We start from the raw sequence: 25509 nt of genomic DNA on the forward strand, positions 1-25509 counted from the left end.
TTCCCGACTCCCGTTTCCCGACGCGCATGCCAACCGATTCCGTCGTCCATCAGCTTGCGATCCGCGCAGGCAACAAGCTGCGTGACGAGCACCTGTCGCTCGCCACCGCCGAATCCTGCACGGGCGGCATGATCGCCGCCGCGATCACCGACATCTCCGGCAGCAGCCAGTGGTTCGAGCGCGGCTTCGTCACCTACTCGAACCAGGCCAAGATCGAGATGATCGGCGTGCCGCCCGACCTGATCGAGAAACACGGCGCCGTCAGCGAGCCGGTCGCGCGCGCGATGGCCGAGGGCGCGCTGCGCAACAGCCGCGCGCAGGTCGCGCTGTCGGTCACCGGCATCGCCGGCCCGGCGGGCGGCAGCGAGAAGAAGCCGGTCGGCACCGTGTCGTTCGCGTGGAGCAACCGGCTGCATACCGACGTCGAAACCCTCGTGTTCAAGGGCGACCGCGAGCAGATCCGCACGCAGGCGGCCGCGCATGCGCTGCGCGGCCTGCTGAAGCTGCTCGACGAACGCGAAGGCTGATTCCCCCGCGCGACGGCAGCGGCGGCCGCCGCCCCTCGCCGCTTACTGGATCGCGTCGGGCTTCACGACGATCCAGTTCTTGTCCGCCGTGACCGGCTGGCCGAGCGCCTTCTGCTGCGCGGCCGATTCGTCCGACCATGCGCGGATCTGCGCCATCTGCTTGTCCTTCTTGTTCACCCACACGCGCACGCCGCCGCGCGCGACGTCGGTCGCGTTCAGCAGCATGTAGCCGTCGGATTTCGGCGTGTCGCCCGCGACGAGCACCGGCTTCTTCCACTGGTCGATCCAGCCGGCGATCGAGCCGAGCTTGCCTTCGTACCACGTCATCGGGTTCATCAGGAACGGCGTGATCACGAGGTTGCGGTTCGCGGCCTCGTCGTACTTGCCGGCCTTGATCTGCAGCCGCGACGTGGTCAGCGCGCCCGTCGCCGGGTCGCGCAGCAGCGTCGTCACGCCGATCACGTTCTGCGGCTTCACGTTGTAGCCGTATTTCGGATCGGACAGCACGAGCCGCGCGAGCTCCTCGTGCGCGGCGGTCATCACGTACACCTCGATCCCGTTCTCGCGCAGCGCGTTGTACAGCTCCTGCATGCCGCGGAAGAAGCGCGGCGGGTTCGCGGTGCCGTCGACGACCTTGTCGCCCTGCCAGTAGCGGATCGGCACCGGCTTGCCGTCGGCGAGCATCGCGTCGACGTGGCGCTTCAGGTCGGCCAGCGACAGCCCCGCGAACGCCTGCGCGATCCACGGGTAGCAGACCAGGTCGTCGATCTCGCAGAGCCGGTAGTAGTAGCTCGTCAGCGATTCCTTGTAGTCGGCGGAATCCTTGAACGGGATCAGCTTCAGCGACGGATCGAGCGAGTCGCGCGTCAGCACGCCGCGGTTCTCGAGATACGGCAGCAGCGACTCCTCGAGGTCATAGCGATAGGTCGTGTTGTCGGCGTCGAACACCGCGTAGTCGCCGCGGTTCGCGTGCGCGGCGATCATCGCGTTCAGCGCCTTCGCGCTGTCCGCCGGCCAGTGCGACAGGTCCGCCGCGTGAGCGAACGACATGCACAACGACGCGGCAAGCGCGCTGAGAAGACGTCGGGACAGCTTGGGCATGGCGCCGCTCCTTTTATGACATTCTGGTGACGGATCGATGACAAGCGGCAGCATCGCGCGATTGTGGCGCGGGCATGCGGTGCGCAAGCGACGGGAAGTTGTTCGCGTGCGCCAGGACGGCAAACACGCGAGGCAGGCGCGCGGCCCGCGAATGCGGGTTCGGCATTGAAAGGCCGCCCGGGCGGACGGCCTGTGACTCAGCGATATTTCAGCGATGCGCGTTGATCGTATCGCGCGTCTTCTGCGCGGCGAGCGCGGCGGCTTCGGCGAAATCCTCGCCCTTGCTCGCGTACAGGATCGCGCGCGACGAGTTGATCATCATCCCGGTGCCGTCGGCGGTGCGGCCCGCGTTGACGGTCGCCTGCACGTCGCCGCCCTGCGCGCCGATGCCGGGGATCAGGAGCGGCATGTCGCCGACGATCCCGCGCACGATCTCGATCTCCTTCGGGAACGTCGCGCCGACCACGAGGCCGAGCTGGCCGTTCTTCGCATTCCACTTGTTCGCCGCGAGGTCGGCCACGACCTGGTACAGCGGCCGGCCACCCGTTTCGAGGAACTGCAGGTCCGACCCGCCCGGGTTCGACGTGCGGCACAGCACGATCACGCCCTTGCCTTCATGCTCGAAGTACGGCTCGACCGAGTCGTAGCCCATGTACGGGTTCACGGTGACCGCGTCCGCGCGATAGCGCTCGAACGCTTCGCGCGCGTACTGCTCGGCGGTGCTGCCGATGTCGCCGCGCTTCGCGTCGAGGATCACGGGCAGGCCCGGGTGCTGGAGGTGGATGTGCGCGATCAGCCGCTCGAGCTGATCTTCCGCGCGATGCGCGGCGAAGTACGCGATCTGCGGCTTGAACGCGCTCGCATACTGCGCGGTCGCGTCGACGATCTGCCGGCAGAATTCGAAGATCGCGTCGGGCTGGCCGTCGAACTGCACGGGAAAACGCGACGGCTCGGGATCGAGGCCGACGCACAGCAGCGAATTCGTGCGCTGCCACGCGGCGCGCAGCGATTCGATGAAAGTAAGCGGGGAAGACATGGCGGATACTCGCGGCAAACCGTTGGTAGACCGCGTATTTTACCCGCGTCGCCGGCGTCCTTCGCGCACGGCGGCGTCGACCCGTGCATCGGCCCGCTCGACGGTGAACGCGAAACGCCGCGTGAGCCGCTCGCCCGGCGCGAGCAGCGTCATCCCGTGCGCGGCCGCGCCGCCCGGCAGGTTCACCGCATTGATCGGATGATCGACCGGCTCGAAGCAGAAGAACGGCTCGCCGGGCGGCGTATAGAGCACGTACGCATCGGCGTCGGCCGCGATCGTCAGCAACAGCCCGCGGCGCGGCCAGCTCACCGTCGCGTGGCCGCCCCAGCCGGTGAACGCGTGATTGACGAGCGTCGCCGGCAACGGATACGCGACGCCGAACTGCCAGGCCGGCGGCACGCACACGTGCCGCACCGGCAGGAAATCCGCGCCCGACAGCCACAGGCCACCCGCGGCCGCGGCCAGCTCGGTCGCGTCGTCGCGCACCAGGAACGGGTGCAAGCCGAGCCCGAACGGCAGCCGTGCGCGCCCCACGTTCTCGATCGTCAGCGCGATCGACAGCGTCGTGTCGTCGAGCGCGAACGACTGGATCGCACGAAACGCGTACGGCGCGCCGCTCGCGCGATCGAGCGACAGCTGCAGCGTGGTGTCGGTCGCGTCGTCCACCTGCCACGGCGCGAGCCAGCCGTCGCCGTGGATCGGCAGCGGCTCGTCGCGGCGGTTGCGCGGCACCGCGACGCTGCGCCCGTCGCATTCGAAGCGGCCGTTGCCGATCCGGTTCGAATACGGCAGCAGCGGATAGCACGCGAGTGCGTTCGGGTCCGTCGCCGTCTCCGGGTGTTCGCAACGTCGGAACACCGGCACCAGCGCACCGTGGTCGCCGCGCCAGTCGAAGCGCGCGATGCCGCCGCCGAGGTGGGGCAGCACGTCGAGCCGCAGCGCCGCGTTCGACAGCGTGACGGCCGCCGCATGCGCGGCGCCGACACCCTGCGCGAACGTGGCGGTCTGCGGGCCGGCGCTGACCGGCTGCGCGGCGGCAGCCAGGCGCGCACGGCGCGACTGGCTCGTGGACGACGACGCTGCGCGCGAGGACGTGGCGGTCATGGTGAACTCCTTTGCTTCGTCGATGAAGCGATACGGATCGTCGCGCGGTGCCGCGCGAACACGGACATCGGCAATCAGGCCCAGCCGCCGTCGACCACCACGTCCTGCGCGGTGATCATCCGGCTGTCGTCGGCCGCGAGAAACAGCGCCATCCGGGCGAGATCGTCCGGCAGCAGCTCGGCGTCGATGCACTGGCCGGCCTTGATCGCCGCCCGGCCCGCGTCGTCGAGCCACAGCCTGCGCTGCTTGTCGGTCATCACCCAGCCGGGCACCAGCGAATTAACGCGGATCCCGAACGGGCCGAGATCGCGCGCGAGCCCGCGGGTGAGGCCCTGCACGGCCGCCTTCGCCATCACGTAGACGGGATAACCGCCGTTCTTCAGCATCCAGCTGATCGAGCCGAGATTGATGATCGCGCCGCCGCCGCGCTGCTTCATGTCGTCGATCACCGCCTGTGCGGCGAAGAACTGGTGGCGCAGGTTCACCGCGATGCCCGCGTCGAACGACGCAGGCGTCACGTCGCCGATCGCGTGGCGCGTGTCGTTCGCCGCGTTGTTCACGAGCACCGCGATCGCGCCGATCCGTGCGCGGATCGTGTCGATCGCATGGCGCAGCGCGTCGATGTCGGTGAGGTCGCACGGGAGGAACAGCGGCGCGTGACGTACGTCAGGCGCCTGCGCGAGGCTTTCCGCGAGCGCCTGGCCCGCCTGTGCGTCGAGATCGACGAACGCCACGCGCGCGCCCTGCCGCGCGAAGTGCTCGACGAACGCCGCGCCGATGCCGGTCGCGCCGCCCGTGATCAGCACCGCGCGATCCTCGAGGCTCGGGTAGCGCGCATAACGCGCGTCGCTCGCGGCGCGCGGATCCGGCGCGGAAGTTTCGATGGTCATGCGAATCGTCTCCGTGGAATCGGTCAGTCGCGTACGCCGCGGTTCTTCAGCTGGTCGAGCAGCACGGCCGCGAGCAGGATCGCGCCGCGCACCAGGTACTGGTAGAACGCGTCGATGTTCAGCAGGTTCATCACGTTCTCGACGGTGCCCATGATCAGCACGCCGATCACGACGCCCGAGATCGTCGCGCGGCCGCCCATCAGCGACACGCCGCCGAGCACGCACGCGGAGATCACGTTCAGCTCGAAGCCCTGCGCGGCGTTCGGCTGGCCCGACGTGATGCGCGATGCGAGGATCACGCCTGCGAGCGCCGTCACCGCGCCCTGGATCAGGAAGATGTACACGCGCGTGCGTTCGACGTTGATCCCCGCGAGACGCGACGCCTCGGGGTTGCCGCCGATCGCGAGCGTGTTGCGGCCGTACACGGTCTGGTTCAGCAGCACGCCGAACACGATGAAGCACAGCAGCGTGACCCAGATCGGCAGCGACACGCCGAAGAGCGTGAGCCCGCCGAGCGCGATGAAGGTATCCGACGACACGCCGACCGCCTGCCCCTTCGACACGATGAAGCCGAGCCCCCGCACGATTTCCATCGTCGCGAGCGTCGTGATCAGCGCGTTGATGCGCAGGTACGCAATCACCGCGCCGTTCACGAAGCCGATCGCGGCGCCTGCCGCGACCGCCGCGACGATCGCGACGAACGTGTTGTCGGTCGCGTTCAGCACCATCGCGCACAGCACGCCCGAGAATGCGACAGTCGAGCCGATCGACAGGTCGAAGTCGCGCGAGGCCAGACAGAACATCATCGTGCACGCGACCATCCCGATCTGCGAGATCGACAGCGCGAGGCCGAGCATGTTGTCGATCGAGAAGAAGTGATCGACCGTCAGCGACATCGTCAAGAACATCACCGCGAAGATCGCAATGAGGCTGTATTCGGTGAGGTGCTGCCACCACTTCTGGCGGTCGCTCTGCTGTGGAACCAGCGCGTCGGCCGACGGCTTCACGGCTGCGCTGGCGAGGTTTTCCCTGACTTGCATGGTTGTGTCTCCTGCTCCTGCGTCGCGCGGCCCGCGCCGCGCGTGATCGATTCGAATGTCCTGCGTCGCCCGCGGCGACCTCACACTGCGTCAGCCGCCTCGACGACGCTCGTCTGCGGCAGCGCGAGGCTCAGCACCGCATGCTCGTTCGCCCGTTCGCGCGGCAGCTCGCCTGCGATCCGCCCTTCGCGCATCACGACGATGCGGTCGGACACGCCGAGCACTTCCGGCAGCTCCGACGACACCATCACGATCGCGCAGCCGCGCTCCGCGAGCCGGTAGATCACGTCGTAGATCTCGTGCTTCGCACCGACGTCGATGCCGCGCGTCGGCTCGTCGAGGATCACGACCTTCAGGTCGGGCTCCGCGAGCCAGCGCGACAGGATCGCCTTCTGCTGGTTGCCGCCCGACAGGAAGCGGATCTTCTGCCGCCGGTTCGGCGTCTTGATCTTCAGCCGCTGGATGAAGCGGTCGGCCGTTTCGCTTTCGGTCTTGCGGTCGATGAACAGGCCCGCGCGCAGCGAATGACGGCGGCAGCTGATGTTGATGTTCTCCGCGACCGACGCCATCGCGATGATCCCTTCCTCCTTGCGGTCTTCCGGACACAGCACGATGCCGTGACGGATCGCGTCGCCGGTGCGCTTCACGTCGATACGCCGGCCGTCGAGCGTCAGCGTGCCCGCGCGCCGGCGGTCGGCGCCGTACACGAGCCGCATCAGTTCGCTGCGGCCCGCGCCGACGAGGCCGAAGAACCCGACGATCTCGCCCGCGCGCACCGAGAAGCTCGCGGGTTCGCGCAGCGCCGGGCCATCGACGCCTTCGGCCGACAACCGCACGTCGCCGAGCGCGCGCGGCGCGTAATGGTAGATATCCGAAATTTCACGCCCGACCATCTCGGCGACCAGCCGCTCGCGCGGCACGTCGGCGAGCGATTCGTGCGACGCGATCTTGCGCCCGTCGCGAAAGATCGTGCACGCATCGCACAGCCGGTAGATCTCGTCCATCCGGTGCGAGATGTAGATCAGCGCGCGGCCCTGCGCGCGCAGGTCGTCGACGAGCTTGAACAGCACCTCGGTCTCGCGATGCGACAGCGAGCTCGTCGGCTCGTCGAGCGCGATCACGCGCGCATTGCGCATCAGCGCCTTGCAGATCTCGACCATCTGCCGCTGCGCGATCGACAGCCGGCCGAGCTTCGCATCCGGATCGAGATCGACGCCCATCGCCGCGAGCCGCTCGCGCACGTGGCGCTTCGCCTCGCCCTTCCTCACCCAGCCGAGCGCATTCGGCAGGCGGCCGAGCAGCAGGTTCTCCGCGACCGTCAGGTCCGGCACGTACTGCAGCTCCTGGTGAATCACCGCGATGCCGGCCGCGATCGACGCGGCCGCACTCGAGAAATGCACGGGCTGGCCGTCGACCAGCACGCTGCCCGCATCGGGCTGGTATTCGCCGCCGAGAATCTTCAGCAGCGTCGACTTGCCCGCGCCGTTCTCGCCCATCAGGCCATGCACCTCGCCCGCGTGCACGTCGAACGAGATGCCGTCGAGTGCGCGCACGCCGGGAAATACCTTGCCGATATTGTCAAAACGCAGTGCCGCTGACACGTCGTCTCCCTACTTGCAGATCCATCGATCGCCGGCCGCCGCATCACCGCGGCGGCCGGCGTGCCGCTTACTTCGAGGCAAGCCCCATCTCCTCGCGTACCTTCGACACGTTGTCGCGCGTCGCGAGCATGCCGGTGGTCAGCGTGAGCGGCGCCGGCGCCTTGCCCTGCGTGATCCACGTGTACATCAGCTCGGAGGTTTCCTCGCCGTGGCGCTTCGGGCTGATGATCACGGTGCCGTAGAAGCCCGTCGGCTGCGGCTTCTTGAACTCGTTCAACGCCGAATCGGAACCGCCGATGCCGATGCCGATCATGTTGTCCGCCTTGAAGCCGCGCCCTTCGGCCGCGCGCACCGCGCCGAGCACGGCCTCGTCGTTCAGGCCGTAGGCGACCCAGTGCTTGAACTGCGGGTTCTTGGTGAGCGCGATGTTCGCCGCGTTGAACGCGTTCTCGGTATCGGTCTTCGCCTGCGGCGCCGCGATCACGTTCGCCTTCGGAAAGCCCGCGGCCACCAGCGCATCGGTCGCGCCGCTCGTGCGGTCGTGCGCGGTCGGCAGTTGCTCGTAGGTGATGTCGATCGCGCCGACGTCCTTCATGTTCCAGCCGCGCTTCTTGATCTCGGCCGCGATGCCGTCGCCGACCTGCTTGCCGATGTTGTACGCGGAGATCCCCATGTGCGGCACCGCCTCGATCGGCTTGCCCGCGCCGTCGACGAGGCGGTCGTCGACCGTCATCATCTTCAGGTTGTGCGACTTCGCCTTCGCGACGATGCCCGGCCCGAGCTTCACGTCGGGCGTGCAGATGATGAAGCCCTGCGCCTTCTGCGCGGACAGGTTGTCGATCGCGCTCATCACCTTCTCGCCCGACGGCGCACCGATCTTCACGAGCGTGAAGCCCTTGTCCTTCGCGGCGATCTCGGCGAACTTCCATTCGTCCTGGAACCACGGCTCTTCCGGCTGCTTCACGAGGAAGCCGATCTTGACCGGGTCGGCCGCGTGCGCCACCGGGCTTCCCATCACCACCGCGGCCGCGGCGGCCAGCGTTACGAACGTTCTGCGTTTCATCTCCAGTGTCTCCTTGTCTTCATCGAACGGAATGCAGCCGCTTGTTGGTTTCGACGCAGCGTGCGCGCGGCCGTCGCACGTGCGGTCTGTCGAATCGTTGCGTCAGTCGTGGTACAGCGCCGCGCGCCCGCCGTCGACGGTGATGCACGCGGCATTGATGAACGGCGCCTCGTCGGACGCGAGGAACACGGCCGTCATCGCGACTTCCTCCGGTTTGCCGATCCGCTTCATCGGCTGCAGCGCGAGCGTCCCGGCGCGCGCCGCGGCCGGGTCGGCCTGCGCATCCCACCAGTCGCGCGTGAGCTGCGTCTCGATGTAGCCGGGCGCGATCGCGTTCACGCGCACGTTGCGCGCCGCGTATTCGATGCCGAGCGCACGCGTGAGGCCCAGCACGCCGTGTTTCGCGACCGGGTACGGAAAGCAGCCCGGGATGATCCGGAACGCATGCGTCGACGCGATGTTGACGATGCTGCCGCGGCCGCGCTCGACCATGCCCGGCAGCGCCGCGCGGCAGCCGTGCCACACGCCGTCGAGGTCGACCGCGAAGCAGCGGCGCCAGTCGTCGTCCGTCATCGTCAGCGGATCGGCGAACACGTTGATGCCCGCGTTGTTCACCAGCACGTCGAGCGGGCCGAAAGCCGCTTCGGTCTGCGCGAGCGCGTCGCGTACCGAGTCCTGCCGCGCGACGTCCGCATGCAGCGCCAGCACGCGCGCGCCGTCGATGTCGTCGGTGATCGCCGCGGCCGTGCGCTGCGCCTGCGCGAAGTCGAGGTCGACGAGCGCGACGGCCGCGCCCTCGCGCGCGAACGCCTGCGCGATCGCGGCGCCGATCCCGCGGCCCGCGCCCGTCACCATCGCGACCTTGCCCGCGAGGCGTTCCATCATGCGGCTCCGCCGCGCGCCGCGCGCAGGCCGGCCTGGAACGCGCGTGCGTTCGCCGCGGTCGTGTCCGCCGACTGGCCGGGCCGGTACAGCGCCGAACCCAGGCCGAAGCCGTTGGCGCCTGCCGCGAGGAACGGCTGCATGTTGTCCGGCGTAATCCCGCCGACCGGAAGCAGCGGCACCGCGCGGTCGATCACCGCGCGCCACGCCTTCACGACGGGTACGCCGAGCTGCTCGGCCGGGAACATCTTCAGCACGTCGGCGCCGTTCGCGAGCGCGGCGAACGCCTCGGTCGGCGTCGCGACGCCCGGTGCGCTCGCGAGCCCGCGCTCGCGTGCGCGGCGGATCACCGCCGCGTCGCTGTGCGGCATCACGATCAGCGTGCCGCCCGCGTCCTGCACGCGGTCGACGAATTCGGCGCGCAGCACGGTGCCCGCGCCGACGATCATGTCGTCGGGCAGCGCGCGGCGCAGCGCCGCGATGCTGCCGAACGGATCGGGCGAGTTCAGCGGCACCTCGACGATCCGGAAGCCGGCTTCATGCAGCGCAAGGCCGTGGTCGACAGCTTCCGCGGGCGCGATGCCGCGCATGATCGCGATCAGCGGGCACGCGTCGAACGCGCGCATCAGCGCGGCGTGCGGCGTGTACGGCGCGGGCAGCGTAAGGTCGGACGACATTGGCGGTTCCTCTTCAATCGGTTCATTGGTCGGCGCAGACGGGTTCGCCATCCGCGCGCACGAGTCCGGCACGCGACGCGATCCACCACAAGCCGCGCTCGGTCGCCTGTGCGACGACGCGTGCATGCGTGCAGCCGAATACGCTCAGCGCGTCGACGTAGCGCGCGCACAATCCGTCGTCGCCGATCAGCAGCAGCGGCTGGTTCGCGAGCGCGACCCCGCGCTCCGCGAGCATCGCGTCGAGCGCGTTCAGCTCATGGCCGATCAGCAGCCCGGACAGATAGTCGCCCTGCGCATCGGGCGCGAGCCGGTCGGTCAGGCCGAGCGTGCGCGTGCTGAAGATCGTCGCGAGCAGCCCCGCGCGCTGCGCGCCGCGGGCCACCGCGACACCGCGCGCGAACGCCGCGCGGTCGGGCGACGCGCTCGCGCGCATCGTGCGGCCGAGGATCGTGTGATCGCGCAGCGCCGCGAACAGCTCGCCCGTCATGAAAGTCTGGAAGCGCTCGATGAGCCCGTCCTTCACCCATGCCCACTTCGCATGCGTGCCCGGCAAGCCGATCAGTACCCCTGAACGATCGGCATCAAGCATGGGATCGTTCGCGAGTGCGCCGAATATCTGCGTTTCTTCGCCGCGCATCACATCGGGCAATTCGCCCGTCGCGATCACGCCCGGCACGATCGACACAGTCGTGCCGCGCGCCGTCGTCACCGTGACGAGCCCCGCGACGAGCGCGTCGGCGCCGGCCGGCACCGCTACGTACGGCGCCTCGCGCCAGCCCTGCGCGCTGCCGACCATCCCGGCCGCCAGCACCGGCACGCCCGGCGCGCGGTCGAGCCAGTCGCCGCATGCTTCCTCGAACACGACGTCGAAGGCACGCGCGCCGCCGGCCGGCACGTGCATCACGCCTGCCGCGCGGCTGCGCGTGTCGAGCAGCGCGCCGTGCGCGTCGAACAGATACGCGCGCAGCGACGTCGTGCCCCAGTCGAGCGCGATCAGCGACGGGGCGGCGGAGTTGGCGTCCGGAGCGGTCCGGGTCGAATGGGTCATCGTTTGATCCTGCGGGTACCCTGCGGCGGGCTCCAGCCCAGTTCCGCGGAAATGGCTCGCGCTTCGCGCTGCACGAGCGGAATCAGTTCGTCCATCCGGTCGTGCGGCATGTACGGGATCGTGCTCGCGACCGATACGGCGGCGACGATCGCACCCGACGCGTCGCGGATCGGCGCGGCCACGCAGCGGATCGACGCTTCGTTTTCCTCGAGGTCGAACGTGTAGCCACCGGCCGCGTAATGCGCCATGCGCTGCAGGAACGCGCTCGTCTCGGGCCGGTTGTCCGGCTTGAAATTGACGCCGGCCAGCGCGCGCCGCGCGGCTTCGAACAGCGAGCGCCACCGGTCCGGATCGAGGTCGAGCATCATCGCCTTGCCGATGCCGGTCGACGCGAGCGGCATCCGGTGGCCGACGCGCGAACGCATCTCGAGGCCGCGCGTGCCGGGAATCTTGTCGATGTACAGCACGTCGTCGCCGTCGCGCACGCCGAGGTGGATCGTGTCGAGCGTCGCTTCGGCGAGCGCCTCGAGGTGCGGCCGTGCAACCGCCGTGAGCGGCATCTGCTCGAGCGCGATCGTGCCGAGTTCGATCAGCTTCGGGCCGAGCAGGTAGCCGCCCTGCACCTGGCGCAGGTAGCGCGCCTGCACGAGGCTGCTGACGAGACGGTGCGTCGTGCTGCGCGTCGTGCCGAGCGCGGCGCCGATCGCACGCATGTCGCGCGCGCCGTTCGCGATCGCTTCGAGGATCGCGAGGCCGCGCAGCAGCGTCTGCGTGCCGGCCTGCTGCGCGGCGAGGTCGAGCGGCGTGCTGGTCGCGCCGATGCTGTCGGTCAGCGGCGCATCGTCCGGCGTCGCGCGCCGGGCGTCGAGAGCAAGGGTATCGGGCATCTTGGTCATGGAACGGGCTTCTTCAGCGGAATCGGTCTAGCCGCTGTCGCGAGGCCGGAACGAAGTCCGGCGTAGCGGCAACGCGGCGGTCGATGCACCGAGGAAAGCGCCCGGCGAACGTCATGGAAGGTGTCTCCGTGTGCGTCGGGCGCCGCGCGATGCGTGGGTCCGAAGCTGTCGATGTGCTTCGGATTGTAGGAGCGCACGCACTCGCCTCCAATATTTGAGTGCGTTGTCCAGATAATGAGAAATGCGACGGAAGCCGCGGCATTCGGCGCGGAACCGCCGCGCCATGCGCACGGGGGCGGAACCCGACACGTTGCGGGTCCCGCCCCCGTTATCCGCGCGCGGCGCGCTTACTGCTGGTTCGTGCTGCGCGCCTGCATGTAGCGCTGCACGTCGGAGAACGACACGCGGCCGCTACCGTTCGCGTCGATCTGCCGGAAGTGGTTCGCGACGTAGCCGAGGCCGGCCGCGCGCGCCTGCGCTTCGGTGATCGAGCCGGTGTTCTGCGTGTCGGCCGCGCCGAACTGCCGCGCGAGCTTGCGCACCACCTGCGCGTGCAGCGCGGCGCCCGTCGTCTGCGTGCCGGCGGTCGGCTTGCGCGCGGCCGGCGGCACGTACGGATCGCCAAGCTGCGCCTGGCGCGCGCGCGCCGGGGTGGCGGCGTCGCTCGCCTGCGCGAACGCGGACACCGATGCGGATGCTGCAACGCCGGCGCATGCGAGCGCCGCGGCAACGACGATGAAACGTTTCTTCATGTCAGGCTCCAGTCTGGAATGAGGTCGTCGACGGCCGGCGAACGGCGCCGCCGCGGGCGCGCGTCGCCAGGCCCGCACATCGCATCAGTGCGCGGCCGCGTTGTAGAAAGTCACGAGGTCGGCTTTCTCCTGCGGACGCGACGTATCGTCGAGATAGACCATGTGTCCACCCTGATAGTCCTTGATCGTCAGGTTCGGTTGCGTGCCGAGCCGCGCGAGGTCGAGCTCGGTCTGGTAGAACGGCGTCGCGATGTCGTGATACCCGTTCAGCGACAGCACCTTCAGCGACGGATTCAGCGTCAGCGCAGCCGCGAGATCGGGAATCGTGTCGGGCATCGCGAGGCCGTCGTGCGTCCAGTCCCAGGTCTCGATCGCATTGCTGCTGAGCGAATACGCCGACTGCGCGCTGTACTTCAACACGTTCGGCAGGTAGCTGCCGATCGTGTCGGTGAACGGCTTCGTGATGAACGTGCTCGACGGGTCCCCGTCCGCCGCGAGCGGGCTCGACGACGGCACGTTCACGCGTGCGTCGTAGCGGCCGATCAGCGTGCCCGGGATCAGCGCCACCTGGAAGCTGTTGTCGAAGAAGGTCGGGACCACGTTGAAGTCAGCATTCCACAGCGACTGCTTCACGCCGGTCGAATTCACCATCGTCGTGACGAGCGCAGGCGGAGGCGGCGTGTGGCTCGCGAGATAGGCGTTCACGGCGGGCGTGTAGCTGCCGGCCGTCAACTGGCGCATCTGGTCCGCGTACTGCGGCAGGCTCGACGGGTTCGGATTGTCGAGCTGGTAGTACGCGCCGACGGTGCCGTAGGACGGCACGAAGCCCGCGCAGCTCACCGGGCTCGCCCCGTTGTTCGAGTTGCCGACATAGTCGCTCGCCATGTCGCAGTTCGCGTTGTAGTTCAGGATCGACGACTGCAGCACGATGCCGTCGAGCTTCACGCCGGCCGTCTCGAGCAGGTTCGCGAGCACGTCGGTGCGCGGCGTGCCGTACGACTCGCCGAACAGGTATTTCGGCGAATCGTTGCGCCGGTTCACGGCGATATAGCGCGTCACGAAGTCGCGGAACGCGCCGCCGTCCTGGTCGACACCCCAGAACGTCTGGTTCGTGTTCGGCGCGATCGCCTCCGAGAAACCGGTGCCGATCGCATCGACGAACACGAGGTCGGTCGTGTCGAGCAGGCTTTCCGCGTTGTCGACGAACGGGAACGTCGAGGCATTCGCGTTCGGGTCGCCCGTCTGGATCCGCTTCGGACCGAACGAGCCGAGATGCAGCCACACCGATGCGGAACCGGGGCCGCCGTTGTACAGGAACGTGACGGGCCGCTTCGCCGCGGGCTGGTTGTCCGCGGTGTACGCGATGTAGAAGAACGAGGCTTCGGGCGCGCCCGTCTGCGGATTGCGCGCGACGAGATGGCCGGCGGTGGCCGTGTAGCGAATCGTCTTGCCGTTCAGCGTGATCTGGTGATGGGTGACGGCGGCCTTTTCGACCGCGGCGGACGCGTCGAGCGACGCGGTCGCGCTCGATGAATAACTGTTGGGATCGTTGTACGGCCTGTCCACCTGAGCGGCGGGATCGGCTGAATTGTCGGTACCTGCTGCCGAGGACGGGGTCACGTCGTCGTTGCAGGCCGTCAGAATCAGCGAAGAGAACACAACTCCCAACCACAGCTTCGCTTTGCTCGCTGGCATCGTTGCTTTCCTTCTCTCGAATGTTTTTTTGTGTCGAGCAGCCGGGTGAGCCGCCCCCCGCCTCGATTGCGGCCGATAAGCCGAGGCGCCGGCCAATATACGCGAGCGGGTCGGCTTTGAAAAATTTGGAAATATTCGATCGGCGGGCGGTGCAGTGCACACCTTTCAGGAATGCTTCGATTCGCGAACCGTCGCTTTTCAGTCGCCTTTCGATTGCTTTCGTGTTTACTCCGGAGCACTAAAAATCACACGGATTTCGTGCCATATCGGCAAACAAAATTCCGCGCGTGCGAGCATTGCTCAGCAAAGCGAAATAGATGAATTCGTCTAATGGATGCGGCCCGAAATGCGGGCATCACGAATGCGCTGCAGTGCACCAATGGCGCAGCGGCGACGGAACGGACAATGCGACGGCGCGGGTGCGCCGCTCACTGCGATTGCGGAAGTTCGGCCGCGCCCATCCGGCGGGCAATGACGGCCGCGCGCTGCGCCTGGTAGGCCGAGCCGCGGTGCGCGTCGAACCAGCGCGGCTTGGGCAGCATCACCGCGAGGCGCGCCGACTGCCACGCGCCGAGCCGGCTCGCGGGAATCTTGTAGTAATAACGGGCGGCGGCCTCGGCGCCGTACACGCCGCGGCCCCATTCGACCGAATTCAGGTAGATCTCGAAGATCCGCTCCTTGTCGAGCACCGTCTCGAGCATCCACGTGATGATCAGCTCCTGCCCCTTGCGGATGTAGCTCTTCTCGCGCGACAGGAACAGGTTGCGCGCGAGCTGCTGGGTGATCGTCGAACCGCCCGCGACGATCCGGCCGCGCGCCTTGTTCTTCTCCCATGCCTGCAGGATCGCGTCGACGTCGTAGCCGTTGTTGGTCGCGAAGGTCGAATCCTCCGACGCGATCAGCGCGCGCTTCAGGTTGCGCGAGATCTGGTCGTATGGCACCCACTGATGCTGGATCCGCGCGGGCGGGTTGTCGCGCGACAGCCACCATGCGTCGGTCCGCATGAACGCGGTCGAGCCGGGATTGATGAACGACCACGCGGCGATCTGCACGAGATAGAACAGCTGCGTCGCGAGCCATGCGCCCGCGAACACCGAACCCGCATAGACGAGCCAGCGCGTCGCGCCGACCGTGCGCGTGCGCTGCGTGCCGCTGACCGCCACCACGTGCCGCGCCCTGCTCAGGCCGCCGCGAGCGCCTGGCGCAGCGCGGCCAGCACCGGTGCGCCGTCCGGCCGCACGCCGCGCCAGATGAAGAACGATTCGGCCGCCTGCTCGACCAGCATCCCGAGCCCGTCGGCCGTGCGCGCGCCGAGCGACGCCGCATGCTGCATGAACACCGTCGGCTGCGCGCCGTACATCATGTCGTACGCGAGCGTGCCCGCGCCGAACGCGGCCGCGTCGCACGCCGGCAGCGCCGCATCGAGGCTGCCTGCCGTCGCGTTGACGATCACGTCGTACGGCTCGGGCCGCACGGCGTCCGGGCCGCCGCCCGACAGTACGCAGCCCGCATCGTGCGCGGCCTGCGTGAACTGGCCGACGAGCGCCTCGGCCTTGCTCGCGGTGCGGTTCACGATCGTGATCGACAGCGGCGCGCGCTCGAGCATCGGCAGCACGACGCCACGCGCCGCGCCGCCCGCGCCGAGCAGCAGGATGCGCGTGCCCGCGAGCGACACGCCGAGATTCGATTCGATGTCGCGCACGAGGCCGACGCCGTCCGTGTTGTCGCCGTAGATGCCGCCGTCGGCATCGATGCGCAGCGTGTTCACCGCGCCCGCCGCCGCCGCGCGCGGCGACAGCGTGTCGGCGAGCGCGTGCGCGTCGAGCTTGAACGGCACCGTCACGTTCGCACCGCGTCCGCCTTCGGCGATGAACGCGCGCACGGCGGCCTCGAAGCCGTCGACCGGCGCGAGCCGGTGTTCGTAGACGATCGCCTCGCCCGTCTGCGCGGCGAACTGCGCGTGGATGAACGGCGACTTGCTGTGCGCCACCGGGTTGCCGAACACCACATAGCGGTCGGCGCCGCTCGTCGACGCGGCTGCGTTCACGATGCGCGCCCCTCTTCGCTTGCCGCGCTTTCCTGGCCGTTGGCGGTCGCGGCCTCGTCGCCCGCGGCCGTCGCGCCGTCCGCTTCGGCCAGTGCTTCGGCCTCGGCTTGCGCCGACGCGTCCTGCGCATCGACCAGCGTGTCGTCGCCGCCCTCGTTCTCGTCTTCGTCGTCGGCCGCGTCGCCGCTCGTCACGGTCGGCGCGTCGAGCACGTTAAGCAGCCGCACCGACGCCTCGATCGTCAGCTCGTCGAGCGACATCACGTCGAGCAGCACGCGCGTGCCGCGCGCATGCACGCCGAGCCCCGGCACGTGCAGCAGCAGCGGAATTTCCTCGAGGCGCACCAGGTCGCCCTTCACGACGCTCGCGACGACCTGCTTCTTCTGCTCCTGCGCGAGCCAGCGCAGGCACCAGAAGTACTCCATCCGGCGCTGGTAGTCGGCGTACGCGGTATAGGTGTCGTCGAAGCCCTGCACGACCGCGTACAGGTCGGCGTCCTTCGGCTTGAACGGCGCGGCGAGCTTCGCGGTGACGCCGTGCTGCACGCATGCCAGCAGTTGCCACTGGTTCACGAGGTCGACGTAACGGCGCAGCGGCGACGTGCTCCACGCGTATTGCGCGACACCGAGGCCTTCGTGCGGCGCGGCCGTCGTCTGCATCCGCGTGCGCTTCGGGCCCGGCGCGCCGAAGCCGCGCTGCGAGCGATAGATGCCGGGCACCGTGTGATCGTGCAGGAACGCGCCCCACGTCGAGTTCGCGAGGATCGCGAGCTCCGACACGATCAGGTCGAGCGGCGAGCCGCGGCGGCGCGGCGTGATCGTCACGTGCTCGCCTTCGACGTAGAAGTTGTAGTCGGTGTTGCGCTGCACTTCGCGCTTCAGGCCGTAGCCCGCGCGCGCGACCTGGCGCTTCTCGAACAGCGCCTGCGCGAGCGGCCACAGCACGGCGATGTCGTCCTTGTGCGGATAGTCGCCGGTGCCGGCGGCGAGCGTCTCTTCGTTGACGAGCTCGTCGAGCGTGTTGTGGCGCAGGTTGTTCTTCACGAACACCAGTTCGGCGCGCGTCTCGTTCGCGACGATCTCCTGCGTCTCGCGGTTGACGATGATGTACAGCGACAGCGCCGGGCGGTAGTCGCCTTCCTTCAGCGTGAACACGTCGACCACGTCGTCCGGCAGCATCGTGATCTTGTCGCCCGGCATGTAGACGGTCGACAGGCGCGCGCGCGCGATCGCGTCGACCGCGTCGCCGCGCACGATGCCGAGCGCCGGCGCCGCGATGTGCACGCCGATCCGCACGCGACCGTCGGACAGGTGCTCGACCGAAAACGCGTCGTCGATTTCGGTCGTCGTGATGTCGTCGATCGAGAACGCCTCGACGTCCGCGCGCGGCAGGTCGTCCGGCAGCGGGCCGACCGTGACGGCCGGGAAGCCGGTGCCGTGCGGGAAGAATTCCGCGAGGAAGCGCGCCTCGTGCAGCGCACGCGGCGACGCGATGCCGCCGCAGTCGAGCATCAGCCGCGCCGGCGACACGCCGCGCGCGCCGGCCGCCGCTTCCATCGCCTTGTATTCGATCGCGTTCTTGTCCGGCCGCGTCAGCAGCCCGAGCACCTTGCCCGCGAACGCTTCCGGCAGCTTGCCGGCCTTCAGCTCCTCTTCGTACTGCGCCTGGACGAGCGCCTGCTGGCGCTTGCGCTCGAGCGACGCGAGCGCCATCTTGAGCTGCTCTTCCGGCGCGCGCTGATACTGGCCGCGCCCCTTGCGGCGGAAGTAGACGGGCGAGCCGTGCAGCCGCAGCACCAGCGCCGCGCGCTCGACCGGACCGTAGGTCGCGCCGAAGTATTCCGCGGCCAGCGCCGTATACGCGAATTCGTCGGCCGGCGCGCATTCCCACAGGAAATCCAGGTCGATCTGCTGCGCGGCCGTGTCGGCTTCCTGCATCAGCTCGCTCGCGGCCGGCTTCTCGAATTCGATCAGCACGTCTTTCGCGCGCACCTTCGCCCGCCGCCCGCCGGGCAACTCGACCTGAAACGCGTCGCCCTGGCGCGACAGCACGCTGCCCGCCTTGAAACTGCCCGATTCCTCGAAGAAAACGTTCACTCAGTACTCTCGTTCAGACTGCCGGGCGCCGCATCGACGGCGCCGCATGATGATGGGAATTCGATCGGCATGACGCCGGGTTCATGACGTTCGGTCGTCGCAAAAAGCGAGAACGTCGTCGACATAGTCGGCAAATTCGCTGATTCCGTGGTCGCTGCCTTCGATCACGCGCGTTTTCGCGCCCGGGTAGTGGGCGAGCATCTCGCGGTAGTCCAGCACTTCGTCGCCCGTCGCCGCGAACAGATAGTAGCGTTCGGGCCGCGAAATCGCCGGCACGCGCAGCGCATCGAGCTCCTGCAGGTGATGGCGTTCGACGACGATCGAGCCGCCGCCGTGCCACAGCGGCTGTTCGCCCAGATGCTGCTCGAGGTCGCGCTGCGGCACGATCGCCGGATTCAGCAGCACCGCCTTCCAGCCGTGCTTTTCGGCGAGCCAGGTCGCGTAGTAGCCGCCGAGCGAGCTGCCGATCACCGTCACGTCGCGCACCCCGGCCACCGCGGCTTCCGCGACGGCGATCGCCTCGAGCGGCGACACCGACAGCGACGGACAGCGCCATTCGGGCGTGCGGCCGAGCTCGGCCATGCGCGCGGCGAGGAGGCGCGACTTCTGCGACTCCGGCGACGACCGGAACCCGTGCAGGTACAGGATCACGCGCGGCTCCCGAGCGCGTCGAGCAGCTTCTGGTGCACGCCGCCGAAGCCGCCGTTGCTCATCACGAGTACGTGGTCGCCCGGGCGCGCGGCCTCGACGACCGACTTCACCAGGAGATGGAGATCGTCGAACGCGCGGGCCTTGTCGCCGAGCGGCGCGAGCGCGTCGCCGAGATTCCAGCCGAGCGCGTCGCGCCCGGTCGGCGCGCCGTAGCCGAACACCAGGTCGGCGTCGGCGAGACTGGCCGGCAGTTGCGCCTTCATCACGCCGAGCTTCATCGTGTTCGAACGCGGCTCGAGCACAGCGAGAATACGGGAGTTTTGGCGGCCGACGCGTGCACGAAGGCCGGCGATCGTGGTTTCGATCGCGGTCGGATGGTGCGCGAAGTCGTCGTAGACGGTTACCCCATCCACGCTGCCGCGCACTTCCATGCGCCGCTTCACGTTGCGAAACGATGCGAGCGATTCGGCCGCCTGCGCGGGCGGCACGCCGACGTGGCGGGCGGCCGCGATCGCCGCGAGCGCGTTCATCCGGTTGTGGTCGCCCTGCACCTGCCACGCGACCTCACCGACACGCTCGGCCTGCGAATACACGGCGAAGCGTTCGTCGACCGGCACGCCGTCCTCGGCCGGCAGCGCCTGCCAGCCGCCATCGACGCCGAAGCGCTCGACCTCGCTCCAGCAGCCGCGCGCGAGCACGCGCTCCAGCGCGTCCGAACGGCCGTTGGTCACGATCCGGCCGACGCCCGGCACGGTGCGCACGAGATGATGGAATTGCGTTTCGATCGCGGCGAGATCCGGGAAGATGTCGGCGTGATCGAATTCGAGATTGTTGAGCACCGCGGTGCGCGGCCGGTAATGGACGAACTTCGAGCGCTTGTCGAAGAACGCCGTGTCGTATTCGTCGGCCTCGATCACGAAGAAACTCGAATCGGTCAGCCGCGCCGATACGCCGAAGTTCAGCGGCACGCCGCCGATCAGGAAGCCCGGGTTCAGGCCGGCATCTTCCAGCAGCCACGCGAGCATCGACGACGTGGTCGTCTTGCCGTGCGTGCCCGCGACCGCCAGCACCCACTTGCCTGCCAGCACGTGTTCGCCGAGCCATTGCGGGCCGGATACATAAGGCAGGCCGCGATCGAGGATCGCCTCCATCAGCGGGTTGCCGCGCGTGACGACGTTGCCGATCACGAACAGGTCGGGCTTCAGGTCGATCTGCTCGGCGCCGTAGCCCTCGATCAGCGTGATGCCCTGCGCCTCGAGCTGCGTGCTCATCGGCGGATAGACGCCCGCGTCGCAACCCGTCACCGTGTGGCCGGCCTCGCGCGCGAGCACGGCGAGACCGCCCATGAAGGTGCCGCAGATGCCAAGAATGTGGATGTGCATAGATGAATGCTTTCGCGCCGCCGGGCGCCGTCGATTCGGAAAGATGGTCTGCGGCACGCCGGACAGGCCGCCCGGCCAACGACTTTCGCCGCGACACAAAGACCGTCATTGTAACTGACGGCCCGCCGTGCCCGGCGGCCCGAACGACGGATCCGGATGCCGCGCGGCACGGCAGGCGACGCGCGGCCGCACCGCGTTCGGCCGCCGCGCGATCGAGTATGATTGCCGGATCATGTCTCGCAAACCTCTTGTCGACCCGCGGCGCGCCCGCGAGGAAATCGCCCAGTCCGCCGCCCGCCTGATCGCGGAGGACGGCCTCGATTACGCCAGCGCGAAACGCAAGGCCGCGCGCCAGCTGTTCGGCGATACGCGCGTTGCCGGCGAATGGCTGCCGGATAACGACCTGATCGAGGAAGAACTGCGCGAGTACCTCGCCCTGTTCCAGAGCGACACGCAGCCGGACGAACTGCGCCGCCTGCGCGAGATCGCGCTCGACTGGATGCGCCGGCTCGCCGAGTTCAATCCGTATGTGACGGGCGCGGTGCTGAACGGCACCGCGAACGGGCATTCGGACATCCATTTGCAGATCTTCACCGACAACCCGAAGGACGTCGCGATCTACCTGCTGAACCAGAACGTTCAGTACGACGTGTCCGAGACGCGGCATTTCGCCGGTCGCGCCGACGTCGAGACGCTCAGCTTCCTGTGGCGCCCGCGGCGCGACGTGGACGCGATCGGCATTCATGTCGCGCTCTACGCGAGCGACGACCTGCGCGGCGCGGTCAAGGCCGACGCGCGCGGCCGGGTCGCCCGCGCGGATGCCGTCGCATTGCGTGCGCTCGTCGAAGCCAGCAACGCCCCTTCCGAACCGGAATGATTCAACGATGATGAAACGCATGTTGCCGCTCGCGGTGGTCGCGGCTGCCGCCGTCGCCGGCGGGCTCGCCGCCGGCCACTGGTTCCGCGGCGGCAGCGCCGATGACGGCGTCGCCGTCGCCGCGCCCGCTGCGCAGGGCAGCCCGGTCGACCAGCTGTGGGCCGCGTCGCTGACCGGCGTCGACGGCAAGCCGGCGTCGCTCGCCTCCTTCAAGGGCCAGAAGGTCGTGGTCAATTTCTGGGCGTCGTGGTGCGGCCCGTGCGTCGAGGAGATGCCGGAGCTCGTCGCGCTGTCGCACCAATACAAGCAGAAAGGCATCCGCTTCATCGGGATCGGCGTCGATTCCGACCAGAACGTGAAGAACTTTCTGCAGAAGGTGAAGGTCGACTATCCGGTTTTCGTCAGCGGTTATGCGGGCGCCGATCTGGCCCGTAATTTTGGAAATACCGCGGGCGCGCTGCCGTTTACGGTCGTCATCGACGAAACCGGCAAGATTCGCGAGACAAAATTAGGACAAATCCAACCGGCCGAGCTGAAAAAGACCCTCGACGCGTTGTGATCGCCCTGAACGGCGGCCAGCACGTTGGCGGCGATTTGTACGTCGATCGCCGCAATTTCACGTGAATTCGCTGATACTTTGCAGCCGCACCGGTAATTCTTGCAGGTCCGGCGCGCTCGGCCGTTCGGCAAAACTAGACAAATTTCTCTAAATAGCGCTAAAGTTCGCGCAATTCCGCAGAAATAGAAGCGACCATGACACGATTGCTGGTGCTGCACGGCCCCAACCTGAACCTTCTCGGCACCCGGGAACCGGAGGTGTACGGCCGCGTCACGCTCGCGCAGATCGATCAGGCGCTTGCCGCGCGAGCCCAGGAAGCCGGCGCCGAACTGTCGTCGTTCCAGAGCAACCATGAAGGCGCGCTCGTCGACCGCATTCAGGCCGCGCGGGAGGAACAGACCGATTTCATCCTGATCAATCCCGCCGCGTATACGCACACGAGCGTCGCGATCCGGGACGCGATCGCCGGCGTCGGCATCCCGTTCGTCGAGGTTCATCTGTCGAACGTGCACCGCCGCGAAGCGTTCAGGCATCACTCCTACTTTTCCGACCAGGCCGAAGGCGTGATCTGCGGGCTCGGCTGGAAAGGTTATCTGTACGCGCTCGAGTACGCGCTGGACAAGCTGCAAGGCGCGTCGCGCGGCTGATTTCGCGATCTAGATTCAGCGCCGGTCCCACCGGCGCTTTCACGTATTGAAAGGGGAATTCCCGATGGATCTTCGTAAGCTGAAAACTCTGATCGACCTCGTTTCCGAATCCGGCATCTCCGAGCTGGAAGTCACGGAAGGCGAAGGCAAGGTGCGTATCGTCAAGAACGCGCCGCCGGTCTACGTGCAGCCGACGGCTGGGTATGCCCCGCAAGTCAGCGCGCCCGCTCCGTCGGTCGCGCTGCCGACCGAAGGCGCTGCCGCGCCGGCAGCAGGCGCCGCCGCCGCACCGGCCGCCCCGCAAGGCCACGTCGTGACGTCGCCGATGGTCGGCACGTTCTATCGCGCGCCGTCGCCGGGCGCGGACCCGTTCGTCCAGGTGGGCGACACGGTCAAGGAAGGCCAGACGATCTGCATCATCGAAGCGATGAAGCTGCTCAACGAGATCGAGTCGGACAAGGCCGGCGTGATCAAGGAAATCCTCGTCGAGAACGGCCAGGCCGTCGAATACGGCCAGCCGCTTTTCGTGATCGGCTAAGTCCGCCGCGCGGCCCGTCCGGCCGCGCGCCGCCGATGCTCGCCAGGCGCCGTTCGCGCGCCCCTCGAAGAGACGAATACTCGCTATGTTTGAAAAAATCCTCATTGCCAACCGCGGTGAAATCGCGCTGCGCATCCAGCGCGCGTGCCGCGAACTCGGCGTCAAGACGGTGGTCGTCTACTCGGAAGCCGACAAGGAAGCCAAGTACGTGCGCCTCGCGGACGAAGCCGTCTGTATCGGCCCGGCCCCGTCGAACCTGAGCTACCTGAACATGCCGGCGCTGATCAGCGCCGCGGAAGTCACCGATGCCGAGGCGATCCACCCCGGCTACGGCTTCCTGTCCGAGAACGCCGACTTCGCGGAACGCGTCGAGCAGTCGGGCTTCACGTTCATCGGCCCGCGCCCGGAAACGATCCGGATGATGGGCGACAAGGTCACCGCGAAGCAGACGATGATCAAGACCGGCGTGCCGTGCGTGCCGGGCTCGGAAGGCGCGTTGCCGGACGATCCGAAGGAGATCGTGAAGATTGCGCGCGCGATCGGCTATCCGGTCATCATCAAGGCAGCGGGCGGCGGCGGCGGGCGCGGGATGCGCGTCGTACACACCGAAGCCGCGCTCGTGAACGCGGTCAACATGACCCGCGAGGAAGCCGGCCGTGCATTCGGCAACCCGCAGGTGTACATGGAGAAGTTCCTCGAGAACCCGCGCCACATCGAAATCCAGGTGCTGTCGGACGCGCACAAGAACGCGATCTGGCTCGGCGAGCGCGACTGCTCGATGCAGCGCCGTCACCAGAAGGTGATCGAGGAAGCGCCGGCGCCCGGCATTCCGCGCCGCCTGATCGAGCGCATCGGCGACCGCTGCGCGGACGCGTGCAAGAAGATGGGCTATCTCGGCGCGGGCACGTTCGAATTCCTGTACGAGAACAACGAGTTCTACTTCATCGAGATGAACACGCGTGTGCAGGTCGAGCACCCGGTGTCGGAGATGATCACGGGCGTCGACATCGTGCAGGAACAGATCCGCATCGCGGCCGGCGAGAAGCTCGCGCTGCGCCAGCGCGACATCGAGTTCCGCGGACATGCGATCGAATGCCGGATCAACGCGGAAGATCCGTTCAAGTTCACGCCGTCGCCGGGCCGGATCACGTCGTGGCATACGCCGGGCGGCCCCGGCGTGCGCGTCGACTCGCATGCGTACAATGGCTATTTCGTACCGCCGAACTATGATTCGATGATCGGCAAGCTGATCACCTACGGCGCGACGCGCGACCAGGCGATCCGCCGGATGCGCATCGCGCTGTCGGAAATGGTCGTCGAAGGCATCCAGACCAACATCCCGCTGCACCGCGAGCTGATGATCGACTCGAAGTTCGTCGAAGGCGGCACCAGCATCCACTATCTCGAACACCGGCTCGCCCAGAAGCAGCAGGTCGCACCGGAAGAAGCGTAAGCATGAGCTATCGCGAACTCGTCGTCGAACTGGCCCGTGAGCATGCGGAGGCGCTGTCCGACGCGCTGCTCGACCTCGGCGCGCTGTCGGTGTCCGTCGAGGACGCCGACGCCGACACGCCCGACGAACAGCCGCTCTTCGGCGAGCCCGGCCTCGTTCCCGAACGCACCGCGTGGCAGCACTCGCGCGTGATCGCGCTGCTGTCGCCCGATCACGACCCGGCCGTGCTGCTCGCGGCGGCCGCGAACGAGATCGGCGTCGCCGAGACGCCGAAGTTCGACGTGCGCGAAGTCGAGGAACAGGACTGGGTGCGGCTCACGCAGTCGCAGTTCGAGCCGATTCCGATCGGCGAGCGGATCTGGGTCGTGCCGTCGTGGCACGACGCGCCCGACCCCGACGCGCTGATCCTCGAACTCGACCCCGGTCTCGCGTTCGGCACCGGCAGCCACCCGACCACGCGTCTGTGCATGGAATGGCTCGAACAATCGGTGAAGCCTGGCCTGTCGGTGCTCGACTACGGCTGCGGCTCGGGCATTCTCGCGATCCTCGCGCGGAAATGCGGGGCGAACCCCGTGGTCGGCATCGACATCGATCCGCAGGCGGTCGAATCGGCGCGCCAGAACAGCGAACGCAACCATGCGGAAGTCACATACGGGCTGCCCGATGCGTGCCCGGCCGGCGAATTCGACATCGTCGTCGCCAACATCCTGTCGAACCCGCTGAAACTGATGGCGTCGATGCTCGCATCGAAGGTGAAACCGGGCGGGCGCATCGCGCTGTCGGGCGTGCTCGCGCGCCAGGCGGACGAAGTCGCGGCCGTCTATGCGCGCTACGTCGACATCTCGGTCTGGCGCGAACACGAAGGTTGGGTATGCCTCGCCGGAACCCGGCGGGAAAGCCATTAGAATAGCGCTGTCCTTCACTCTGGCCAGCAGGCCGCCCGGCTC

The 25509-nt window shown here is 68.1% G+C and carries 25 protein-coding genes; 7 read left to right on the forward strand and 18 right to left on the reverse strand.

Going from position 1 to position 25509, the window contains the following annotated elements:
• The first annotated feature begins 26 nt into the window (after positions 1-26).
• Positions 27-527, forward strand: a complete 501-nt coding sequence (locus PL79_RS29480; RefSeq protein ID WP_044844180.1) for a CinA family protein — start codon at positions 27-29, stop codon at positions 525-527.
• A gap of 42 nt (positions 528-569) precedes the next feature.
• Here PL79_RS29480 and PL79_RS29485 read toward each other — a convergent pair whose 3' ends face one another.
• The 18 genes from PL79_RS29485 to mpl form a co-directional block, all read right to left on the reverse strand.
• The gene (locus tag PL79_RS29485; protein WP_044844181.1) at positions 570-1628 is read right to left on the reverse strand and encodes a hypothetical protein; all 1059 of its coding nucleotides are present in this window, start codon (positions 1626-1628) and stop codon (positions 570-572) included.
• Between the two features lie 208 nt (positions 1629-1836).
• Positions 1837-2664 carry an orotidine-5'-phosphate decarboxylase gene (gene pyrF / locus PL79_RS29490; protein WP_044844182.1) on the reverse strand — a complete coding sequence of 276 codons (828 nt, stop codon included), beginning with the start codon at positions 2662-2664 and terminating at the stop codon, positions 1837-1839.
• 39 nt (positions 2665-2703) lie between these two features.
• On the reverse strand, positions 2704-3768 hold the full coding sequence (locus PL79_RS29495; protein ID WP_044844183.1) for an aldose 1-epimerase: 1065 nt from the start codon (positions 3766-3768) through the stop codon (positions 2704-2706).
• Positions 3769-3842: 74 nt separating this feature from the next.
• Positions 3843-4658: an SDR family NAD(P)-dependent oxidoreductase gene (locus PL79_RS29500; protein WP_044844184.1), complete on the reverse strand. Its 816-nt coding sequence runs from the start codon at positions 4656-4658 to the stop codon at positions 3843-3845.
• Between the two features lie 23 nt (positions 4659-4681).
• Positions 4682-5698 (reverse strand): L-arabinose ABC transporter permease AraH, encoded by a 1017-nt coding sequence (araH, locus tag PL79_RS29505; protein WP_044844185.1) that lies wholly within the window; start codon positions 5696-5698, stop codon positions 4682-4684.
• A gap of 80 nt (positions 5699-5778) precedes the next feature.
• Positions 5779-7299: an L-arabinose ABC transporter ATP-binding protein AraG gene (gene araG, locus PL79_RS29510; protein WP_044844186.1), complete on the reverse strand. Its 1521-nt coding sequence runs from the start codon at positions 7297-7299 to the stop codon at positions 5779-5781.
• 67 nt (positions 7300-7366) lie between these two features.
• Complete coding sequence (locus PL79_RS29515; RefSeq protein WP_044844187.1) at positions 7367-8362, reverse strand: arabinose ABC transporter substrate-binding protein; 996 nt, start codon at positions 8360-8362, stop codon at positions 7367-7369.
• Positions 8363-8464: 102 nt separating this feature from the next.
• Positions 8465-9244 (reverse strand): SDR family oxidoreductase, encoded by a 780-nt coding sequence (locus PL79_RS29520; RefSeq protein WP_044844248.1) that lies wholly within the window; start codon positions 9242-9244, stop codon positions 8465-8467.
• Entirely contained in the window at positions 9244-9921 is a 678-nt protein-coding gene (locus PL79_RS29525) for a 2-dehydro-3-deoxy-6-phosphogalactonate aldolase (RefSeq protein ID WP_044844188.1), read from the reverse strand. The genes PL79_RS29520 and PL79_RS29525 overlap by 1 nt, the downstream gene beginning before the upstream one ends.
• 22 nt (positions 9922-9943) lie before the next feature.
• Entirely contained in the window at positions 9944-10969 is a 1026-nt protein-coding gene (locus tag PL79_RS29530) for a 2-dehydro-3-deoxygalactonokinase (RefSeq protein ID WP_044844189.1), read from the reverse strand.
• Complete coding sequence (locus tag PL79_RS29535) at positions 10966-11865, reverse strand: IclR family transcriptional regulator (RefSeq protein ID WP_044844190.1); 900 nt, start codon at positions 11863-11865, stop codon at positions 10966-10968. The genes PL79_RS29530 and PL79_RS29535 overlap by 4 nt, the downstream gene beginning before the upstream one ends.
• 347 nt (positions 11866-12212) lie before the next feature.
• On the reverse strand, positions 12213-12617 hold the full coding sequence (locus tag PL79_RS29545; RefSeq protein WP_044844191.1) for a hypothetical protein: 405 nt from the start codon (positions 12615-12617) through the stop codon (positions 12213-12215).
• Positions 12618-12701: 84 nt separating this feature from the next.
• Positions 12702-14312: a S10 family peptidase gene (locus PL79_RS29550; RefSeq protein WP_044844192.1), complete on the reverse strand. Its 1611-nt coding sequence runs from the start codon at positions 14310-14312 to the stop codon at positions 12702-12704.
• A gap of 428 nt (positions 14313-14740) precedes the next feature.
• The gene (mtgA, locus tag PL79_RS29555; protein WP_044844193.1) at positions 14741-15478 is read right to left on the reverse strand and encodes a monofunctional biosynthetic peptidoglycan transglycosylase; all 738 of its coding nucleotides are present in this window, start codon (positions 15476-15478) and stop codon (positions 14741-14743) included.
• 14 nt (positions 15479-15492) lie between these two features.
• Positions 15493-16359, reverse strand: a complete 867-nt coding sequence (gene aroE / locus PL79_RS29560; protein WP_044844194.1) for a shikimate dehydrogenase — start codon at positions 16357-16359, stop codon at positions 15493-15495.
• Positions 16356-18455 carry an RNB domain-containing ribonuclease gene (locus PL79_RS29565; protein WP_044844195.1) on the reverse strand — a complete coding sequence of 700 codons (2100 nt, stop codon included), beginning with the start codon at positions 18453-18455 and terminating at the stop codon, positions 16356-16358. Before PL79_RS29565 ends, aroE begins: the two co-directional genes overlap by 4 nt.
• An 81-nt stretch (positions 18456-18536) precedes the next feature.
• Entirely contained in the window at positions 18537-19106 is a 570-nt protein-coding gene (locus tag PL79_RS29570) for a YqiA/YcfP family alpha/beta fold hydrolase (protein WP_044844196.1), read from the reverse strand.
• Positions 19103-20488, reverse strand: a complete 1386-nt coding sequence (gene mpl, locus PL79_RS29575) for a UDP-N-acetylmuramate:L-alanyl-gamma-D-glutamyl-meso-diaminopimelate ligase (protein ID WP_044844197.1) — start codon at positions 20486-20488, stop codon at positions 19103-19105. Before mpl ends, PL79_RS29570 begins: the two co-directional genes overlap by 4 nt.
• Positions 20489-20720: 232 nt before the next feature.
• Between mpl and PL79_RS29580 the strand changes: the two genes are divergently transcribed.
• From PL79_RS29580 to prmA, 6 genes are all read left to right on the forward strand, one after another.
• Positions 20721-21365 carry a hypothetical protein gene (locus tag PL79_RS29580; protein WP_044844249.1) on the forward strand — a complete coding sequence of 215 codons (645 nt, stop codon included), beginning with the start codon at positions 20721-20723 and terminating at the stop codon, positions 21363-21365.
• A 7-nt stretch (positions 21366-21372) separates the two neighbouring features.
• Positions 21373-21924 carry a TlpA family protein disulfide reductase gene (locus PL79_RS29585; RefSeq protein ID WP_044844198.1) on the forward strand — a complete coding sequence of 184 codons (552 nt, stop codon included), beginning with the start codon at positions 21373-21375 and terminating at the stop codon, positions 21922-21924.
• A gap of 194 nt (positions 21925-22118) precedes the next feature.
• Complete coding sequence (gene aroQ, locus PL79_RS29590; RefSeq protein ID WP_040143361.1) at positions 22119-22571, forward strand: type II 3-dehydroquinate dehydratase; 453 nt, start codon at positions 22119-22121, stop codon at positions 22569-22571.
• A gap of 64 nt (positions 22572-22635) precedes the next feature.
• A complete protein-coding gene (accB, locus tag PL79_RS29595) occupies positions 22636-23109 on the forward strand; it encodes an acetyl-CoA carboxylase biotin carboxyl carrier protein (protein WP_044844199.1) in 474 nt (157 codons plus the stop codon).
• An 85-nt stretch (positions 23110-23194) separates the two neighbouring features.
• Positions 23195-24562 (forward strand): acetyl-CoA carboxylase biotin carboxylase subunit, encoded by a 1368-nt coding sequence (gene accC / locus PL79_RS29600; protein ID WP_044844200.1) that lies wholly within the window; start codon positions 23195-23197, stop codon positions 24560-24562.
• 2 nt (positions 24563-24564) lie between these two features.
• Positions 24565-25467 carry a 50S ribosomal protein L11 methyltransferase gene (prmA, locus tag PL79_RS29605; RefSeq protein WP_044844201.1) on the forward strand — a complete coding sequence of 301 codons (903 nt, stop codon included), beginning with the start codon at positions 24565-24567 and terminating at the stop codon, positions 25465-25467.
• Positions 25468-25509: the final 42 nt, after the last annotated feature.

The sequence above is a fragment of the Burkholderia sp. USMB20 genome (assembly GCF_000949135.2).
Taxonomy (GTDB): Bacteria; Pseudomonadota; Gammaproteobacteria; order Burkholderiales; family Burkholderiaceae; genus Burkholderia.

Bases quoted from the DNA above. Each gene is read 5' to 3' on its own strand.
- PL79_RS29480 (WP_044844180.1), top strand. From the start codon at position 27: ATGCCAACCGATTCCGTCGTCCATCAGCTTGCGATCCGCGCAGGCAAC.
- PL79_RS29485 (WP_044844181.1), bottom strand. From the start codon at position 1,628: ATGCCCAAGCTGTCCCGACGTCTTCTCAGCGCGCTTGCCGCGTCGTTG.
- pyrF (WP_044844182.1), bottom strand. From the start codon at position 2,664: ATGTCTTCCCCGCTTACTTTCATCGAATCGCTGCGCGCCGCGTGGCAG.
- PL79_RS29495 (WP_044844183.1), bottom strand. From the start codon at position 3,768: ATGACCGCCACGTCCTCGCGCGCAGCGTCGTCGTCCACGAGCCAGTCG.
- PL79_RS29500 (WP_044844184.1), bottom strand. From the start codon at position 4,658: ATGACCATCGAAACTTCCGCGCCGGATCCGCGCGCCGCGAGCGACGCG.
- araH (WP_044844185.1), bottom strand. From the start codon at position 5,698: ATGCAAGTCAGGGAAAACCTCGCCAGCGCAGCCGTGAAGCCGTCGGCC.
- PL79_RS29515 (WP_044844187.1), bottom strand. From the start codon at position 8,362: ATGAAACGCAGAACGTTCGTAACGCTGGCCGCCGCGGCCGCGGTGGTG.
- PL79_RS29520 (WP_044844248.1), bottom strand. From the start codon at position 9,244: ATGGAACGCCTCGCGGGCAAGGTCGCGATGGTGACGGGCGCGGGCCGC.
- PL79_RS29525 (WP_044844188.1), bottom strand. From the start codon at position 9,921: ATGTCGTCCGACCTTACGCTGCCCGCGCCGTACACGCCGCACGCCGCG.
- PL79_RS29530 (WP_044844189.1), bottom strand. From the start codon at position 10,969: ATGACCCATTCGACCCGGACCGCTCCGGACGCCAACTCCGCCGCCCCG.
- PL79_RS29535 (WP_044844190.1), bottom strand. From the start codon at position 11,865: ATGACCAAGATGCCCGATACCCTTGCTCTCGACGCCCGGCGCGCGACG.
- PL79_RS29545 (WP_044844191.1), bottom strand. From the start codon at position 12,617: ATGAAGAAACGTTTCATCGTCGTTGCCGCGGCGCTCGCATGCGCCGGC.
- PL79_RS29550 (WP_044844192.1), bottom strand. From the start codon at position 14,312: ATGCCAGCGAGCAAAGCGAAGCTGTGGTTGGGAGTTGTGTTCTCTTCG.
- mpl (WP_044844197.1), bottom strand. From the start codon at position 20,488: ATGCACATCCACATTCTTGGCATCTGCGGCACCTTCATGGGCGGTCTC.
- PL79_RS29580 (WP_044844249.1), top strand. From the start codon at position 20,721: ATGTCTCGCAAACCTCTTGTCGACCCGCGGCGCGCCCGCGAGGAAATC.
- PL79_RS29585 (WP_044844198.1), top strand. From the start codon at position 21,373: ATGATGAAACGCATGTTGCCGCTCGCGGTGGTCGCGGCTGCCGCCGTC.
- aroQ (WP_040143361.1), top strand. From the start codon at position 22,119: ATGACACGATTGCTGGTGCTGCACGGCCCCAACCTGAACCTTCTCGGC.
- accB (WP_044844199.1), top strand. From the start codon at position 22,636: ATGGATCTTCGTAAGCTGAAAACTCTGATCGACCTCGTTTCCGAATCC.
- accC (WP_044844200.1), top strand. From the start codon at position 23,195: ATGTTTGAAAAAATCCTCATTGCCAACCGCGGTGAAATCGCGCTGCGC.
- prmA (WP_044844201.1), top strand. From the start codon at position 24,565: ATGAGCTATCGCGAACTCGTCGTCGAACTGGCCCGTGAGCATGCGGAG.